The sequence below is a fragment of the Colwellia echini genome, assembly GCF_002843355.2.
Taxonomy (GTDB): domain Bacteria; phylum Pseudomonadota; class Gammaproteobacteria; order Enterobacterales; family Alteromonadaceae; genus Colwellia; species Colwellia echini.
In genome coordinates this window covers 160,097-177,050 of sequence record NZ_PJAI02000006.1, presented here as the reverse complement: position 1 = coordinate 177,050, position 16,954 = coordinate 160,097, and the positions used below count along the sequence as shown (strand labels likewise).

The 16,954-nt window shown below is 37.6% G+C and carries 11 protein-coding genes; 5 read left to right on the top strand and 6 right to left on the bottom strand.

The window, feature by feature from the left end:
• Window positions 1–98: 98 nt before the first annotated feature.
• The gene (locus CWS31_RS07605; protein ID WP_101345539.1) at window positions 99–917 is read right to left on the bottom strand and encodes a sulfotransferase family protein; all 819 of its coding nucleotides are present in this window, start codon (window positions 915–917) and stop codon (window positions 99–101) included.
• 486 nt (window positions 918–1,403) lie between these two features.
• On the opposite strand from CWS31_RS07605, the gene CWS31_RS07600 reads away from it, so the two are divergent.
• Window positions 1,404–2,396, top strand: a complete 993-nt coding sequence (locus tag CWS31_RS07600; protein ID WP_101345538.1) for an alpha/beta fold hydrolase — start codon at window positions 1,404–1,406, stop codon at window positions 2,394–2,396.
• Between the two features lie 441 nt (window positions 2,397–2,837).
• Here CWS31_RS07600 and CWS31_RS07595 read toward each other — a convergent pair whose 3' ends face one another.
• From CWS31_RS07595 to malQ, 5 genes are all read right to left on the bottom strand, one after another.
• A complete protein-coding gene (locus CWS31_RS07595; RefSeq protein WP_101345537.1) occupies window positions 2,838–4,124 on the bottom strand; it encodes a hypothetical protein in 1,287 nt (428 codons plus the stop codon).
• A complete protein-coding gene (locus CWS31_RS07590; protein WP_246143425.1) occupies window positions 4,124–5,371 on the bottom strand; it encodes an MbnH family di-heme enzyme in 1,248 nt (415 codons plus the stop codon). The genes CWS31_RS07595 and CWS31_RS07590 overlap by 1 nt, the downstream gene beginning before the upstream one ends.
• Window positions 5,372–5,467: 96 nt before the next feature.
• Window positions 5,468–6,469, bottom strand: coding sequence for an MbnP family copper-binding protein (locus tag CWS31_RS07585; protein WP_101345536.1), 1,002 nt, complete (start codon window positions 6,467–6,469; stop codon window positions 5,468–5,470).
• Window positions 6,470–6,709: 240 nt separating this feature from the next.
• Window positions 6,710–7,366 (bottom strand): 3'-5' exonuclease, encoded by a 657-nt coding sequence (locus CWS31_RS07580; RefSeq protein WP_246143423.1) that lies wholly within the window; start codon window positions 7,364–7,366, stop codon window positions 6,710–6,712.
• Between the two features lie 131 nt (window positions 7,367–7,497).
• The gene (gene malQ, locus CWS31_RS07575; protein ID WP_101345535.1) at window positions 7,498–9,831 is read right to left on the bottom strand and encodes a 4-alpha-glucanotransferase; all 2,334 of its coding nucleotides are present in this window, start codon (window positions 9,829–9,831) and stop codon (window positions 7,498–7,500) included.
• A 308-nt stretch (window positions 9,832–10,139) separates the two neighbouring features.
• Between malQ and CWS31_RS07570 the strand changes: the two genes are divergently transcribed.
• The 4 genes from CWS31_RS07570 (at window position 10,140) to glgC (ending at window position 16,867) form a co-directional block, all read left to right on the top strand.
• On the top strand, window positions 10,140–10,436 hold the full coding sequence (locus tag CWS31_RS07570; RefSeq protein WP_101345534.1) for an isoamylase early set domain-containing protein: 297 nt from the start codon (window positions 10,140–10,142) through the stop codon (window positions 10,434–10,436).
• A gap of 401 nt (window positions 10,437–10,837) precedes the next feature.
• Window positions 10,838–12,922 carry a glycogen debranching protein GlgX gene (gene glgX, locus CWS31_RS07565; protein WP_101345533.1) on the top strand — a complete coding sequence of 695 codons (2,085 nt, stop codon included), beginning with the start codon at window positions 10,838–10,840 and terminating at the stop codon, window positions 12,920–12,922.
• A gap of 79 nt (window positions 12,923–13,001) precedes the next feature.
• On the top strand, window positions 13,002–15,467 hold the full coding sequence (locus tag CWS31_RS07560; protein ID WP_425457516.1) for a glycogen/starch/alpha-glucan phosphorylase: 2,466 nt from the start codon (window positions 13,002–13,004) through the stop codon (window positions 15,465–15,467).
• Window positions 15,468–15,592: 125 nt separating this feature from the next.
• Window positions 15,593–16,867, top strand: coding sequence for a glucose-1-phosphate adenylyltransferase (glgC, locus tag CWS31_RS07555; RefSeq protein WP_101345532.1), 1,275 nt, complete (start codon window positions 15,593–15,595; stop codon window positions 16,865–16,867).
• Window positions 16,868–16,954: the final 87 nt, after the last annotated feature.

The window sequence follows — 16,954 nt, the reverse complement described above, 5'->3', positions numbered from 1 at the left end:
CGTTATCAATCAACTGGGAAAATTTCCCAACGTAAAATATTTTTTAGTGCGTTTTCGTGTTATTTTAGATAAACACTCATGTATTGTTATGGCTTACTTTATTTCTTAGAGGCAATAATATTTGCGGCTGTACCTGCTGTGTCTTGCCAAAAAGCCATTTCACTATATTTTTGAAATAAATCTGGCGGTAATATGCTACGCCTTGGCGTAAATTCCACTTTCTTTTTAACCGTATGCAAACCTTTTGCGCCTAGCGTTTGGTCGAATTCATTTTCATGGTATTCGATATTATCAAAATCATGTGCAAATGCTTCATAACCTAAAAATTGATATAACAACTCAATAGCACGCTCTGGGTGCTGGGTTAGTAAGTCATAGTCGATCAATAGCATTTTTTCAGAATACTCACCATAATAAGCCTCTTTTAATGCTGTCCACGCGCTACCTACAGTACCACCAGCAGACATTTGACTTTCACATCTGGAATATACTGTTTGCCTTGATTGAGGAGAATACATGCGGCTATAATCAAAGGGGTTCTTGCGATAAATAACTTCGAAGCTATCGGCAATCCAAGCAGGATTACGGACACAACAAATTATTTTAACATCATCGAATAGCTCAACTAATTGATGCAAACGCGCAGTCCAAATACGATTAGTATCAAAGATAACCTTTTTATCTTCTTGCTCTTGGTAATAAGCGCTGAATAATGCCCTGCAAATACGTTTCCGCTTTTCTTGACCAAAAAAAGCAGAAAATTCACCACCGGCTCCCATTTGTTCTAATGCACTATTCATCATAGGTGCTACAGGGCTCGACATAGCAGCATGAAAATTTGGATTTTGTCTTAATAAAGCGGCAAGTAAAGTAGAGCCCGAACGAGGAAGGCCTGAGATAAAGTGAAATTGGGTCATAGAAAGAGCTTATCCATTGGTATGGGGTGATACACTTTTAAACAAGTGAAAACTATCGACTTTCAGTATTGATGTAATTGCACAGTTGGTCAAATTATTTTGTTACATTTTCATATATTTATTCAATACTATGAATATCATGCACAATATTTTCGTTATTTCTATAATATGGTCATGACAGCCTGTATATTTTTTATACCGATTAATAAATTAGTCGCTTAATATTAGAAAATCCTGAAACAGCCGAACTCGCTCACTTAGGTTATTTAGCGAGTAAATGTACTTATTTGATATACATCTCTCATAACTCCTGAACAATAAGTCCTAAACTAAAAATAACAGTTAAAACCAGTTTTACTGTAATAGCGCTTAAAAGGTTTCCTAAAACTTTTCTAAAAAGAAGCTCTAAAATTATAACCAACATTCTTCGGCCTAAATGTTATATTCGTACTTCCAGCTTCAACCCATTTATTAAGTGAGTTTTCTATGAAAAAGTTTTGTATTCTTTTATTTTCCTTTTTTGCCATCATGTCGCAGTCATTGGCGAGCAGTCCGGTTAAATATAATAAAGAATTAGATGGTTTTGCTTATCCGTTTGCCGTAAAAACATTTGAGTTTGCCTCGCAAAATCAAACTTTAAAAATGCGTTATATGGATATTGGTGATAAAAATGCCAAGCAAACTATTGTATTACTGCATGGCAAAAACTTTTCAGGTTACTACTGGGAAAGAGTTGCTAACGATCTACTAAAAAAGAATTACCGCGTTATTATTCCTGATCAAATTGGTTTTGGTAAATCATCAAAACCTGAACATTATCAATACAGTTTTGGTCAACTGGCGTTAAATACCAAGTTGTTATTAGACAGCTTAAACATTAAAGAGATCGAACTTGTCGGCCATTCAATGGGCGGTATGGTAGCAACGACTTTTGCCGCTAATTACCCAAATGAGGTAAGTAAGTTAATATTGATTAACTCGATAGGTTTAGAAGATTATGGGAAATACGCACAATTTAAAGACGTTAACTTTTTCTATAATAACGAACTAGGCAAAACCTTAGATAAAGCCAGAAATTACCAGATTAAAAACTATTATGATGGCAAGTGGAATAATGATTATGAAGCGCTGTTAATCCCACTTCAAGGTCAACTTGCTGGTGATGATTGGCAAATAGTTGCTTGGAACAACGCATTAACTTACGGCCCTATTTTTTCTGAAAATATTGTCGCTAGATTTGCAGATATCAAAAGTGAAACCTTTATAATCAATGGCACTAGAGATAAAACAGGTCCCGGTAGAGGTTGGTTAAAAGACGGGGTAACTCGGGAGTTAGGTAATTATAAGCAATTGGGCATTGATACCCAAGAACAGATTAAAGGCTCTGTGTTAATTGAATTGGAAGGCTTAGGTCATATGCCACAATATGAAGATTATGACACTTTTACTAAAGCATTTAATCAGGCACTTGATAATTAACACCATAATTAACACCATAATAAATTTATACTCTTCTAGCTGACACAATAAAGTCTGAAGTATCTACAGGAGTATAGTTCTCTTCAGGCACCAAGCACAACTAGTGCAACTAGCACCAAGTCTGCTTGGCTCAAGTGCCGAAATGAAAAGTTATATTCACGTATGTTCATCATGGATGATGAACAAAGCGATGCAGGGCATGGATGCCCATTCATCGCTGTTACTTCGAAGTTATGACTTTGAGTGTAGGATCACACTTGAGCAGCAGCTCCGAGGGAGTCAAAAGGGATGCCGGAGGCAGCATCCCTTTTGGTGTCGTCGCCACCGCGACAAAAAATGAATCAAGAATACCATTAGGTATGGTTATACCAATCCAAATTAATAAAAATGCAAAAAATTTTGCAACTTCTTCAGCACTAAGATTCCGTTAAAATATAGTATTTAAAGAATATCGTATTGCCATTGTATGCCGATGCTAAATACGTCATTAACGTCTGACGGGTTATTACTTTCGTCTCTCATCCACTCAGTTCGTAGATTAAAGTCAGGGTGAAATGCATAAAGCCAAGCTACGCTAAATCGATTTGGCTCAAAACCATTATTATTCAAACCAATACTGTCGATAAACAATTCGGTTGTTTGGCTAAACTTATTTTGTGCAGTTAATATTTCATACTCAACATAAATACTATGTAAATCTCTTTGCACCGAAGCTAATAAGCGATAAGCATCATACCTTGATTCCATATTAGCGCTTTGCGTAGTGGTAAACACTTGGCCATCAACTTGCGCTTGAATCCACTCAAATTCAGTGCCAAAGCGCCATGCTTGATAATCATAAGTGGCATCTAAATAAACACCTGTGTTGAAGGTATCACCGGTAAAGTAGGTTTCATCAATCACAGTTACGCCATGGTTATGGCCTTCACTATAACGATCATCTACCCTATTCTCAGCTCCACTGTACATCAACCACAACTTAGCGGTGGTACTAAAATTTTGATATTGATAATTAACATGACTGAATAACGAAACAGTTCCCTCACCTTCGCTAGCTGGAAAGTTGTCACCGTTAAACACTTCAATGCCTAACTTATAACCTGTATTACTAACGTCACTAATTAGTTGCTCGTCCATCGAGTCAATTAGCGCTAAACGCAAACCAATATCGTTAAAGTGTCCGCCAAATAAAACTTCTGCTGATAATGGTGATTGGCTAAATATTCCCGTAGCAGCATGATAATTCAGCGTTTCGGTCACGTCTGTGGTCATTTTTCCGCCTTCAAATTGAAAGCGTTGCTCGGCCAAATAAAACTCTGTGCCCATCCAAAAATTTTCTAATTCAACATTACTTTCACCATCATGACTATGACCACTTAATTTAGCGGCAACGTAATAATCGTGGTTTATGTTTAAATATCCCTGCAACTGAATGTCGTCTAAACTTGCGCCTTTTTCTGCAGGTATAGCTTCACCACCTATTAAAAAACCATTGGGTTGCCATATTTCACCATTAGGCACTATTTGATTATTACGATAGGTTAATGCGGCTAATGCTTTGAGCGAGGTTTCATCAAGTAAAGACACTGGTTGATGGGCGATTACAGGTTGTAGAACCGTTGAGAATAAAAGCGCTAATCCACTGTATTTTATTACCTTGTTCAACTTGCTTAGATTTAAAGAGTTAATAAAAGTTACCGTTTTAATAAGATTAACAAGCATCGGCATTAATTTCCCTGATGAGGATTTGAGAATTTTTCATTATTGATAAAGTCATAATCGTTAAGTGATTCTAAAAAAGCGACTACCGCATCAATCTCTTCGTCGGTTGCGGTAAAGCCAGTAATTAATGCTGATTTATACGGGTTGTTTTTACCGTCACCTTCGTTAATTCCTGATGGGGTTAAGGTTCCACCGCGGGCGTAATGTTCAACCACTTCGCGCAATGTGCCAATACTACCGTCATGCATGTAAGGTGCAGTTAAGCCGATATTACGTAGTGACGGCGGCCTAAATTTACCTTTGTCTGCGGGATCTGACGATAAGTCGAATAAGCCTTGATCTGTTTCAGGGTAACTTCCATCATTATTTACGTTGTATAAGCCATTGTTAAAAAATGGAAATAACAGCGAGTCACTACTTGAGTTTTCATCACGATAAGAAACCGTAAAGTTAATCCCTGTATGACAGTGAAAACATTCAAACTTCTCGCCGTTAAATAAACTAAAACCTTGTTTTTGTTGATCCGTTAATGCGCTTTTATCTCCTACAACATAGTCATCGTAAGCACTGTTAGCGCTGACCATGGTGCGAACAAAACTGGCGAGTGCAAAAATAATTTTATTCATGCTAACCCCAGTATCACTCCCAGGGAAAGCTGCTTGAAACATTTGTTGATATTGCTCATCGGTTTCAAAGCGACTTAACACGGTTGCAAGTTCACTATCCGTTACCCCTAATTCAATAGGATCATCCGCTCTAATCGGTACATTCAATTGATCTTCGAGTTCCAAAAATGTGTCGTTGCTCCATGTAAAAGATGCATTATATGCAACGTTACTTAACCCTTGGCTATTACGCGCTAACACATGCCCCGTTGAACCTGTTGGCGTTTCAAGCGCATCTGAAAAAGCATCAATTTGAAAATGACATGAAGCACACGACTGAGTTTGATTAGCCGACAATTGCGTGTCGTAAAACAAAAAGCGTCCGAGGGTGATTTTTTCTTGAGTTAGTGGATTAAATTCTGGAATAGCAGGGATTGGCATGTGATCAGGCAACGCTAACAAGGTACGTAAATATTGTTCGCTTTCTGTTGATACTATGGTTGTCGTTGAAGAAATATCACAACCAGTAACAAGCATCGATAAAGATATCGCAACCAATGAAGGTGCTGATAAACCGCTAACACTTTGGCTGCTTTTTACATTAAAAAGCTTGGTTAATGGTAACCAAGCTTTGTGTTTAAATAACATTTATTACTCTTTGCTTTATGAGCTGCTTTACGAGTTTTTTGCGAATTTCTTTACTAATTACTTTACTAAAGTATTAACAAAAAGTAAGCCGCTTATTTACTCTTTCGTAAATACACTATTGGTATCTGCATCTGCAGTACCGTCAGTAATATCTAAACCAATATTTTCAAAAATAGCGGCACAATCTGCTTGCATAGGGCTTGAATGACACGCTACCGTTGGTACTACTTCATCGCCTCCTGATGCAGAAAATTGCACATTTTTCAATAACTCATCAATATCAAGAACAATAGTATCGTTAGCTAGATCAAAGTTAGTAAAGCTAACTGTAGGTGTGTTCACTTCATCACAACTATCTTTCTCTTCTAAGGCAAGTAAACCATCGCCGCCGCAGTTACGGCTACCAATATGTACTAAACCTTTACCGGCTTCTTCAGCAGAATTTTCAATGGTAAAGTTCATTACTAAATGACGGTAACCACTTGCCCAAGACCAATACATTTCATTTAATGGCGTTGGTGCATCTTCTTGGCTGTTAGTGGCAATAACATCTTTCATTACTGCTTGTGGAACACCCACATCAAAACTAACTTTAGCTGCAGTGCCATCAGCTAAGGTAGCCGCGATTAACGTACCGCTAATACTGGCATTAGTGCGCTCTGTTCCACCTAAGGCTTCATCAGCACAAGCTCCTGATGTATTACTCGTTAAATCAACTAAGCCAACAAAACCTTGATCGCTATTGCGTTGAAAATCGTTGTCGTCTAACTCAATCGTAAGCTCTTTGTTGTCTGCATCATAAAACTTCACGTTACTAATATAAAAACGTAAATCGCTAATTGAGATTGAATTTAAGCCGTCATCTGCACTACCAAAGTTATCATAAACACTATTACAAACGACCAAATCACCTGCACTTTTGGCGGCAAAATTAAGGGTAAAAGGAGTGTTTCCTTTTATTTCGTCTTCTATTTCTTTTGCTATTTCGCTCAAACTATCTGAATCACAACCAGTAACAAGCATCATTGTTGCTAAAGCAATTGTTGCCATTTTTACTGGTGACACTGTTTTTATCGCTAAGGTAAGTTTATTAAGCATGGGTTAAGTTCCATTACGGTAAGTAGTTCGTTGGGTTTTACGTTAAACATAAATTTATAATCTCGCTATTATAAAAAATATTGACGAAAAACACCTGTGACCAATTGTCGCAGTTTGCAAAATACTTAGCTAAACATCAACTTAAAGTGACCTTTTATTAGACATTTAGCTCAGTTTTATAAATAGAGGTGATATCAGGTTGGTAATTTTTCTATTGGACTCGTACCGGAAAAATAGAAATTAATAATTAGCTAAAACCTTAGCAACATTAGCTTTAGTTGTTTTAGTTAACTTTTGTATTAACGCAAACGGTACTTCTTCAAGTCCTGTTTTTTCAGTAATATCATCTAGCATGGCTGTCCATACTTTAGCTGTCATTTCAGCATCAAATAACGCCCTATGAAAACCGCCCGTTGAAGGAATACCTTTATATCGAATCAGGTTTGATAAACTATGGCTAGGTGCATTTTGGTTGATACGGCGAGACAGTAATACAGAACAAGCGAATTGGCCGTCGTAGCTTGATGATATACGCCTAAGCTCATTGTCTAAAAAGCGTTTATCAAACGAGGCATTGTGAGCAACTAAGTTTTGCCCTTGAATAAAGTCACTAAAACGCGCCATTACTTCATGACATGGCGCGGCTGTGCTTAACATGGCATTAGTGATGCCAGTGTAATCTTCAATAAAAGAACTCACCCGTTTTCCCGGATACATTAACTCTTGAAAACGATCGGTTACTACGCCATTTTCAAGTTTTACTGCGCCTATTTCTATCGCTCTATCGCCATTGTCTGGTGATAATCCAGTGGTTTCGAAATCGAGAATGATGAGTGAGTTTGCTTTTGAATTCAGTATATTGCGATTAAGTAAGTTACTATTAGATTGATTTTTCATTTTCAATGTTTGTTACGTTAATATTTGTTACGTTTTTTCAGTATTGTACGCTATTAGCGGGTTAATGAATAACCCGCTAACTACTTAACCAGAGCTCAGGTTACTTAATAAAAATACTAGGTAAATAATATTTACTTAGGTCTAATAGCATTTATTGCGTTAACAATATCTGTCATTGAATCGGTTTGCCAAAAGTCTTCTAACAACACAGGTAATTTTTGCAACCAATTAGGATGCTCGTCAATAGTACCTGGAATATTCACTTGCTCGGCGATTTCTAACATATCTTCTATCGGAATAAGCTGTAAATGGCTTGGCGACATCGCTAAATACTTTTGCACAGCCATACTTAATTCAGTATTCATCACCGCGGGAATTAACTGTGGCGCTTTATTCATATCAATAACATGTAAATCATTTAACGCCGCAATCAGGTTTTTACGCTCCCCTACTCGCGAATCTCGGTCTGCTTGCCCTGCGGTTTCATTAGGATAAAGATCAAGTTGCTCACGCCATTCTAAATCTCGTCCTTGCCACCAACCGGTTAGGGTTGCGGTATCATGAGTAGCAATGGTAACAATAGATTGCTCTGGGAAGTTATCGGGGCGTTTAAATAAACCAGAATCCCAGCGTTCAAAAAATAATACTTTGAATGATAACAAGCCTGCATTTTGAATGGTTTCACTAAAACCGTCAGGTACGTTACCTAAATCTTCTCCAATAACTACACAGTTATTACGACGAGATTCTAACGCAATGATGCGTAAAATATCATCCCACGGAAAACTAATGTAAACACCTTCATCGGCTCCCATACCTGGGGCTACCCAATATTGACGCATTAAACCTAAAATATGATCAATACGTAAAGCGCCTGCATATTGCATGCTACTGCGCAGTGCTTTAACCAGAGGTTGATAACCTTGCTCTTGTAATGCTACAGGGTTAATTGGCGTTAACCCCCAGTTTTGCCCAAGGGCGTTCATATCATCAGGTGGCGCACCAATTGACGCTCCCGCTACATAAACAGCTTGATCAGACCAGACATCAAAACCTGAGCCATCACAGCCAACGGCTAAATCAAGATAAAGCCCTATTGCCATATTTTGCTCACCAGTTTGCTTTTTAATAGCCGATAATTGTTGCGCGGCAATCCATTGTAAAAAACAAAAGTAATCAATACGTGTGGCGTGAGTTAATTGAAATTCACGTACCGCTTCGCTGAGGGGATTTTGAAAGTCGAGTGGCCAATCTTGCCAACCAAATGAATTATCATTATTTACTTGAAAATGCTCGTACAAGGCATCAAAAGTGGCAAACTGTTGTAAATCATTACCTTGCTCAGCTTTAAAAGCCTCAAAGTTTTCAGCCATACAGCGGTATAAGTTTTGCTCATCAGTACTTTTAGCTAAATGCACACTATTTTTTGCGTGACTGATTTTTTCTGCATAAGTGTCAGCTTTATTAACACTTTTTTCCCAGCAGTCAGTAACATTTAAACAAAAGTCTGCAAATAATAATTCGACTATTTGGTATTTAAGTTTTGCTACCTTTGGGTAATCTACCAAGGTAGCACCTTTAGCCTCAGCAAGGCTATGCTGAAATGCCGTACTATTATATTGTTGCTGCGCCAACTGACAATGTTCAAAATTAGCTATTTGAGTAACATCTATATAAATAGGGTTGATAAAACAACGCGTTGATGGGGAATAAGGACTACGGTGAGATGGGTTATTAACATAAAGCGGATGCAGCGGGTTTAAACCAATAGTTGCGGCCTGCTGCTGTGCTGAAATATCAACAAGCTTGCTTAAATCGCCAAAATCTCCCATCCCCCAATTATCGTTACTACGTAATGAATATAATTGTGCTGTGTAACCCCACATTTTGTTGGCTGAGGCATCTTGTGCTGAATAACAAGTTTTAGGTGCGTAAATTAGTGGACAACGGGCTGATTGTTCTTCGAAAGAATGACTTGCGTTAACATCATCTTGAGAATATTTTACGGTTAATTGATGATAACCTTGAAAAAGTGTCGGTAAATTTAACAGGTACTGACAGTAGCGTATTTCGCCAATAGTTTTCTCGGCAATAATAGCTAAATCACTCACCTTAACCGTGCCTGTTAATAATGATTTATCAGAGCAACTATTGATGACTTCATTCGTTTCTTCAACTGTTATCTGCCAATGAAGTACTAAGCCTTCAATGTTAGGTAAACTGACGGTAATAGCATGTTGTTGCTCTTCGAGTTTAGCTATATAAACTACTGGCAATATAGTAGTCCACCGTCTTTGATTTAAATAAGCAATTGATTCAATTAATGATTGTTCATCTAATTCGAATCCCATTGCTTCTAGTAGTGCCTGTTTAGCTTCATCGGTTGCAAAAACCTTATCGCCAAAGGTACCAGTATAACTTGGATGAAAACCCACGATATCGGCTAATTGCCCAATCAGATCCATTTTAATTCCCTATCGATTATAAAATTAAGTTATCACAAAGTTAAATTCTTCAATTGCTAAGTCAACACACATCCGAATTTATTACCGAAACTACCAAGAAAATATTAACACTACTTTGATGATTCTTTTAACAAAATGCTAGTACTTTATTATATTCGGCTCGATTTATGCTCTTTTCATAATACCGACATATAAATCGGTGATTATTACATCAAAGATGCACATTACTGGTGCTTAATTAAACAAAGCGCACTAAAAACAAGCAACGGTTGTGTAATTTATTAGTACCTGCTTAATGGAGAGTAACAATGCTAACAAAAAAGTTTTTTAAGACAAAAGATGAAGCTGAAGTAACTTTTGAATTTAACCGCGGCGATGTCACAAACGCAGCTCTCGTTGCTGATTTTAATGACTGGCAAGCTGTCGAAATGAAATACAATAAAAAAACGCAGACTTTTAAAACCAAAGTTAGATTACCCAAAGGTGAAGCTTTTCATTTTCGCTACCTTTTAAATAACTCTGAGTGGGAAAATGATGATAAAGCAGATCAATATTTACCTAATGAATTTGGTAGCGAAAACAGTGTTGTGCAAACAACACCATAAATATTATCTGAAAATAAGTTAAAAGCTAAATCATGAGCTTAAACTACGCCGGCGAAATACTAGCTTAACATGCTGTTTTATGAGTTTCTTAATGTATTGATTACATTATAAATGTGCAAACGGTTAGTTAATGGGTTTCGTACGGCCAAAATTTAAAATACTTTTTTCATTAATAAAAACAAAAAGATAATTCTTTAATTGCAGTTTACTTTTTATTGTTTTACTTTGTATAAAAGGTATAAAAGTGTTTTTATAGATAACTTGAGTTTGGGATAAACAAAATGCTAAAAACCTTAATTATCCCGAACTAGGTTAGATAGCTTTCAGCAAGGTGATATTCTGCGTGAATACTAGCGGATAATGCTAAGCAAAAATCATCAACTTTACGTTACTGGAGAAACATGAATCAATATAAAATGGAGCCTGGAAAGGCTTATCCGCTAGGCGCAACCGTTACTGATTCAGCAGTTAATTTTTCTATATTTTCAGCAAACGCTGAAAAAATTGAGTTATGTATTTTTGACGAGCAAGGTTATCAAGAATTAGAACGTATTGCCTTACCGCAGTGTGAACATAATATTTGGCATGGCTCCCTTAAAGGCGCTAAAGCAGGCTTAGTATATGGTTACCGAGTGTATGGACCTTATAGTCCTGAATACGGCCATCGTTTTAATCACCATAAACTATTACTCGACCCTTATGCAAAAGTACTAACAGGCAAGTTTTCCTGGAACGAACGCCATTTTGCTTACAATGTGCACGACCCAAAACAAGATCTCTCTTTCGATGCACGAGACAATGCCGATATTATGCTAAAGGCTGTGGTCACAGATCCTTCTGCACCTGTTATGCCACGCAATCCAATCCCTTGGCAAAACACCGTTATTTATGAAGGTCATGTAAAAGGCTTAACCGAACTTAACCCAAAAGTACCAGCGCAATTACGTGGCTCTTTTCTAGGTTTAAGTCACCCAGAAATGATTGCCCATTATCGTGCTATTGGTATTACAACTATTGAATTATTACCGGTACAGCAATTTATTTCTGAGGCCTTTTTAACTGATAAAAAGCTCACTAATTATTGGGGTTACAATACTCTATCATTTTTCGTGCCTCATCAAGACTACTTAAACCAAAACCAAATCAGTGATTTTCAGCGCATGGTTGATGAACTTCATCAAGCTGGTTTTGAAGTGATCATTGACGTGGTATACAACCATACTTGTGAGGGTAATCGTTTAGGTCCAACCCTCAGTTTTAGAGGTATAGACAACAGCTCTTACTATCGCTTAAACCCTTCTGAGCCTCGATATTATATTAATGATACAGGTTGTGGTAACACCATAAATATTAGTCACCCTCGCGTAATGCAAATGGTAATGGACAGTTTACGTTACTGGGTTCAAGTAATGGGGGTTGATGGTTTTAGATTTGATTTAGCCACTATATTAGGCCGAGAAGTACAAGGCTTTGATAAAAGTAATGGTTTCTTAGACGCTATTTTACAAGACCCTATTCTTAATAGTGTAAAACTCATTGCTGAGCCTTGGGATATTGGTCCTGGCGGTTATCAACTCGGCGGTTTTCCATCGCCTTGGTCTGAATGGAATGATAGATACAGAGATACTATGCGCCGTTATTGGCGAGGCGATAAAGGTTTATTACCTGAGTTTGCTCGAAGAATTCACGGCTCAAGTGATATTTTTGAACACAGCGGACGTCAGCCTTTTGCTAGCATTAACTTTTTAACCAGTCATGATGGCAACACCTTGTATGACTTAGTTAGTTATCAAGAGCGTCATAATGAAGCCAATGGCGAAAATAACCGAGATGGCCATTCAGATAATTTTGCCCGCAATTACGGAGTAGAAGGTGAAACCACCGACGCCGTTATTTTAGCCGTACGTTTGCGCCAAATAAAAAACATGTTAGCCACCTTAATGCTTTCTCAAGGCGTACCTATGCTCCTCGCTGGTGATGAAATAGGACGCAGCCAAAAAGGTAACAATAATGCTTATTGCCAAGACAATGAATTAAATTGGTTAAGCTGGGATGAAAACGCATTATATGCACACGAGCTCAAATTATTTACAGCTAGTTTAACTGCTCTACGCAAGAAACTGCCTATGTTGAGTCATGATCGTTTTATCCATAAAGAAGATAAAAAATCAACGGTAGATATTACTTGGTTTCACCCGTCAGGCTTTGAAATGCAAAAAGATCAATGGCATTCGCATCACGGTGCAACCTTGGGTTATTTACTCGAAGAAAAAATGCCAAATACGCCAATGTTATTATGTATATTTCATGCCGGTGAAGAAATAATTGAATTTCAATTACCTGAAATAACTAACATAAATCATTGGCAAGTAATGGTTGACACATCAACGGATACTGAACACGAAGAGGTACGTAATATACCTGCCGAGCGTATTATTACCATTATGCCATTTTCAACTATAGTGTTGCTCAGTGACAGTGTATAAATAAGCGCTAAAGTAAAGTTTAAGTATATTAATAACAAAATCTATAACAAATAGATAACAGCAAAACAGGACATTCCGCTTGATAAATAAAGATAAAGATTTCTGCGAAATTACTACCTCTGATAACAGTGTTTTAATGAATGAGCATACCTTCGCAGAAGATCTAGCACGACATTTTCATTTTTCATTAGGTCGAGACAAAGTACAGGAATCTCATATATATCTTTATAACGCACTAGCAATCACAATTCGTGACCGATTAGTTGCACAATGGCGAAAAACTCGTGAATCACGCGGTAGTCAACGTAGAGTTGCTTATATTTCATTAGAGTTCTTAATGGGCAGGGCTCTTAACAACGCCGTATTAAATTTGGATTTAAACGAAACAGTTCGTGATGCGTTGCAAGGTTATTGCTGTGCATTAGAAGACGTTGAACAATCAGAGCATGACGCAGGATTAGGCAATGGCGGCTTAGGCCGGTTAGCCGCTTGTTTTTTAGATAGTTGTGCCAGCTTAGCCTTATCGGTTATTGGTTACGGTATTCGTTACGAATACGGCATGTTTAATCAACAAATTAAAAATGGTAACCAAATTGAACACCCTGACAACTGGCTTCGCCATGGCAATCCATGGGAAATAGCCGCACCAGAAAAAACAGTACGCGTTAAGTTCTTTGGTAGAGTTGACGTTATTAATAAACGTAATGGCGAGCAATATCGACAATGGAATAATACCCAAGATGTTTTAGCCGTACCTTACGACATGCCTATTCCTGGCTACCAAAATGGCATAGTTAATACCTTAAGATTATGGAAATCTGAGGCAACTGACGAGTTTAATTTAGAAGAATTTAACGCTGGTAGTTATACTGAATCAGTAGCCCGAAAGAACCTTGCCGAACAAATTACCATGGTATTGTATCCCAATGACAGCAGCGAAAACGGTAAAGAACTGCGCTTACGTCAACAGTACTTTTTAAGCTCAGCTTCACTACAAGATACCATTAATGGCTATCTCGAAACTCACGGTAATAGTTTTGATAAATTTGTGGAGTTAAATGCCTTTCAATTAAATGATACTCACCCAAGTATTGCCGTTGCAGAATTGATGCGACTTTTAATGGATGATTATCACATGTCGTGGGATGCTGCATGGAATATCACCACGCAAACCATGGCTTATACTAACCATACATTATTGCCAGAAGCATTAGAAAGATGGCCAGTAAGATTATTTGAAAAGTTACTGCCGCGTATTTTAGAAATTATTTATGAAATTAATGCACGCTTTCTTCGTCAAGTTGCCGTTGCTTGGCCTGGCGATTGTCAAAAACAACAAGATCTTTCAATTATTGAAGAAGGTCATGGACCACAAATAAGAATGGCACACCTTGCTATTGTCGGTAGCTTTTCAGTAAATGGCGTTGCCGCCTTACATACCGAGTTATTAAAAGCGGGATTGTTTAACAATTTTTATCAGTTATGGCCTGAAAAATTCAATAATAAAACCAATGGTGTAACTCCACGTCGTTGGTTATCACATTGCAACACTAGCCTAAGCGAGATTATCACTAGCAAAATAGGTAAAAGCTGGGTTGCCGATTTCGCAGATATTGCCCAAATTAAAAAATTTGCAGAAGACAAAGCATTCCAGCAACAATGGCAAACCAGTAAAAAAGCAAACAAACAAGTATTAGCTGATCTTGTTGAACGAACAACGGGCGTTAAATTTGACATAAATATGATGTTTGACGTACAAGTAAAACGCATTCATGAATACAAACGTCAATTACTCAACATATTACATGTTATTAGTTTATATGATCGTATTCGTAAAGGTGATACTGCAAATATTACCCCGCGTTGTGTATTAATTGGCGGTAAAGCGGCCCCCGGTTATGTGATGGCAAAACAAATTATTAAACTCATAAATAACGTTGCTGATACCATTAACTTAGATCCCAAAGCAGCGCCGTTTCTCAAGGTTGCTTTTATTCCTAATTACAATGTTTCGGCGATGGAAGTTATTTGCCCTGCCACAGACTTATCCGAGCAAATATCTACTGCAGGTAAAGAAGCCTCAGGCACAGGTAACATGAAATTCATGATGAACGGTGCACTAACCATAGGCACATTAGACGGTGCTAACATTGAAATTAGAGACGCTGTTGGCGCTAAAAACTTTTTCTTATTTGGCGCACAAGCACATGAAATATCGACCATTCGTGAAAACTACCAACCCAACGATATTATTGCCAACTCTAAAACATTAACTGCTGTAATGCACTTACTTGAAAGTGGGCACTTTAATTTATTTGAACCTGGTATTTTTGACTCAATTATAAAAACTATTCGTGATCCACAAGATATGTGGTTAACCGCACATGACTTTGATAGCTACCTAAAAGCGCAAAGAGAAGTGGATAATATTTATCAAGACCAAACGCTATGGACCAAAATTAGCATTTTAAATACCGCCGCCAGTGGCGTGTTTTCAAGTGACAATACCATTAGCCAGTATCGTGATGAAATTTGGAAAATTTGAGTTAAGGTTTAAGGATAAAAACCAATAAATAGCAATAAATAGCAATAAAATATAAACAAGTGAAACAAGAAAATAAAAACATACAATATATTACCTCCAGTAAAGGATTTAAAAAAGGAAGCGCTATGAGCAGTTACGAAGAACGCAGAATAAGTAATTTAACGAAAGAAACCTATGCTTTAGTATTAGCAGGAGGTAGGGGATCTCGTCTTTTTGAATTAACCGATAAACGTGCCAAACCCGCTACCTTTTTTGGGGGGAAGTTTAGAATCATTGATTTTCCGTTATCTAACTGTATTAACTCGGGTATTCGACGTATTGGTATTGCCACACAATATAAATCGCACTCTCTTATTCGTCATGTTAACCGTGGGTGGGGACACTTCAAAAAGGAACTTGGTGAGTCAATCGAAATACTGCCTGCCTCTCAGCAAAAAGGTGAAGGTTGGTATTTAGGTACTGCCGACGCAGTATTTCAGAATATTGACATTATCAGACATGAGTTACCAAAGTACGTAATGATTTTATCTGGTGACCATGTATATCGTATGGATTACGGACCATTACTTGCCAAGCATGTTGCTAACGAAGCTGATATGACGGTTTGTTGTATCGAAGTACCCGTTGAGGAAGCCGCTGGCGCATTTGGAGTGATGACCGTTGATGAAAGCCATCGTGTTTGTCGATTTGATGAAAAACCTGCTAATCCTTCTGAGATCCCAGGTAAGCCAGGAAAAACATTAGCGTCAATGGGAAATTATGTTTTTAATACTGAGTTTTTATTTGAGCAATTAGAAAAAGATGCCGCCCATACCAGCTCTAGTGGTGATTTTGGTAATGATATTATTCCAAAGATAATTGAATCGCATCGCGTTTTTGCCTTCCCATTTAAAGATCCTGATGAAGATAAACAACCATATTGGCGAGATGTTGGTACTTTAGATTCGTTCTGGGAAGCGAATATGGAGTTAGTGGCACCTGAGCCACAGCTTAATATGTACGATGAAAACTGGCCAATTTGGACTTTTCAAGAACAAAACGCGCCGGCTAAATTTGTATTTGACCAAGACACTCGTCGCGGCATAGCAATTGATTCAACCGTATCTGGTGGTGTAGTAGTTTCTGGCTCAACGGTAAGACGATCATTATTATTCTCTAAGGTAAGAATTAATTCTTACTGTGAAATTGACGAGTCAGTTATTTTACCTGACGCAGTTGTTAAACGTGGTTGTCACATTAAAAAAACTATTATCGATCGCGGTTGTGTTATCCCTGAAAACATGAAGATTGGTATAAACAATGACGACGACAGAGCAAACGGCTTTAGAGTTACAGATAAAGGTGTGGTACTAGTTACAAGCTCGATGATTGATGCACTAGCCCTAAAAAACAAATCGTAGCTAATACACAACTAACGAAGTGGGTACTATAAAAGAGGTAATAGTTAATTACCTCAAATTACCCACATTCATATCAATTATTTATAA

Excerpts from the sequence above, each read along its gene's own strand:
- glgC (WP_101345532.1), top strand. The coding sequence starts at position 15,593 with ATGAGCAGTTACGAAGAACGCAGAATAAGTAATTTAACGAAAGAAACC.
- CWS31_RS07600 (WP_101345538.1), top strand. The coding sequence starts at position 1,404 with ATGAAAAAGTTTTGTATTCTTTTATTTTCCTTTTTTGCCATCATGTCG.
- CWS31_RS07605 (WP_101345539.1), bottom strand. The coding sequence starts at position 917 with ATGACCCAATTTCACTTTATCTCAGGCCTTCCTCGTTCGGGCTCTACT.
- CWS31_RS07595 (WP_101345537.1), bottom strand. The coding sequence starts at position 4,124 with ATGCCGATGCTTGTTAATCTTATTAAAACGGTAACTTTTATTAACTCT.
- CWS31_RS07570 (WP_101345534.1), top strand. The coding sequence starts at position 10,140 with ATGCTAACAAAAAAGTTTTTTAAGACAAAAGATGAAGCTGAAGTAACT.
- malQ (WP_101345535.1), bottom strand. The coding sequence starts at position 9,831 with ATGGATCTGATTGGGCAATTAGCCGATATCGTGGGTTTTCATCCAAGT.
- CWS31_RS07590 (WP_246143425.1), bottom strand. The coding sequence starts at position 5,371 with ATGTTATTTAAACACAAAGCTTGGTTACCATTAACCAAGCTTTTTAAT.
- glgX (WP_101345533.1), top strand. The coding sequence starts at position 10,838 with ATGAATCAATATAAAATGGAGCCTGGAAAGGCTTATCCGCTAGGCGCA.
- CWS31_RS07585 (WP_101345536.1), bottom strand. The coding sequence starts at position 6,469 with ATGCTTAATAAACTTACCTTAGCGATAAAAACAGTGTCACCAGTAAAA.
- CWS31_RS07580 (WP_246143423.1), bottom strand. The coding sequence starts at position 7,366 with ATGAAAAATCAATCTAATAGTAACTTACTTAATCGCAATATACTGAAT.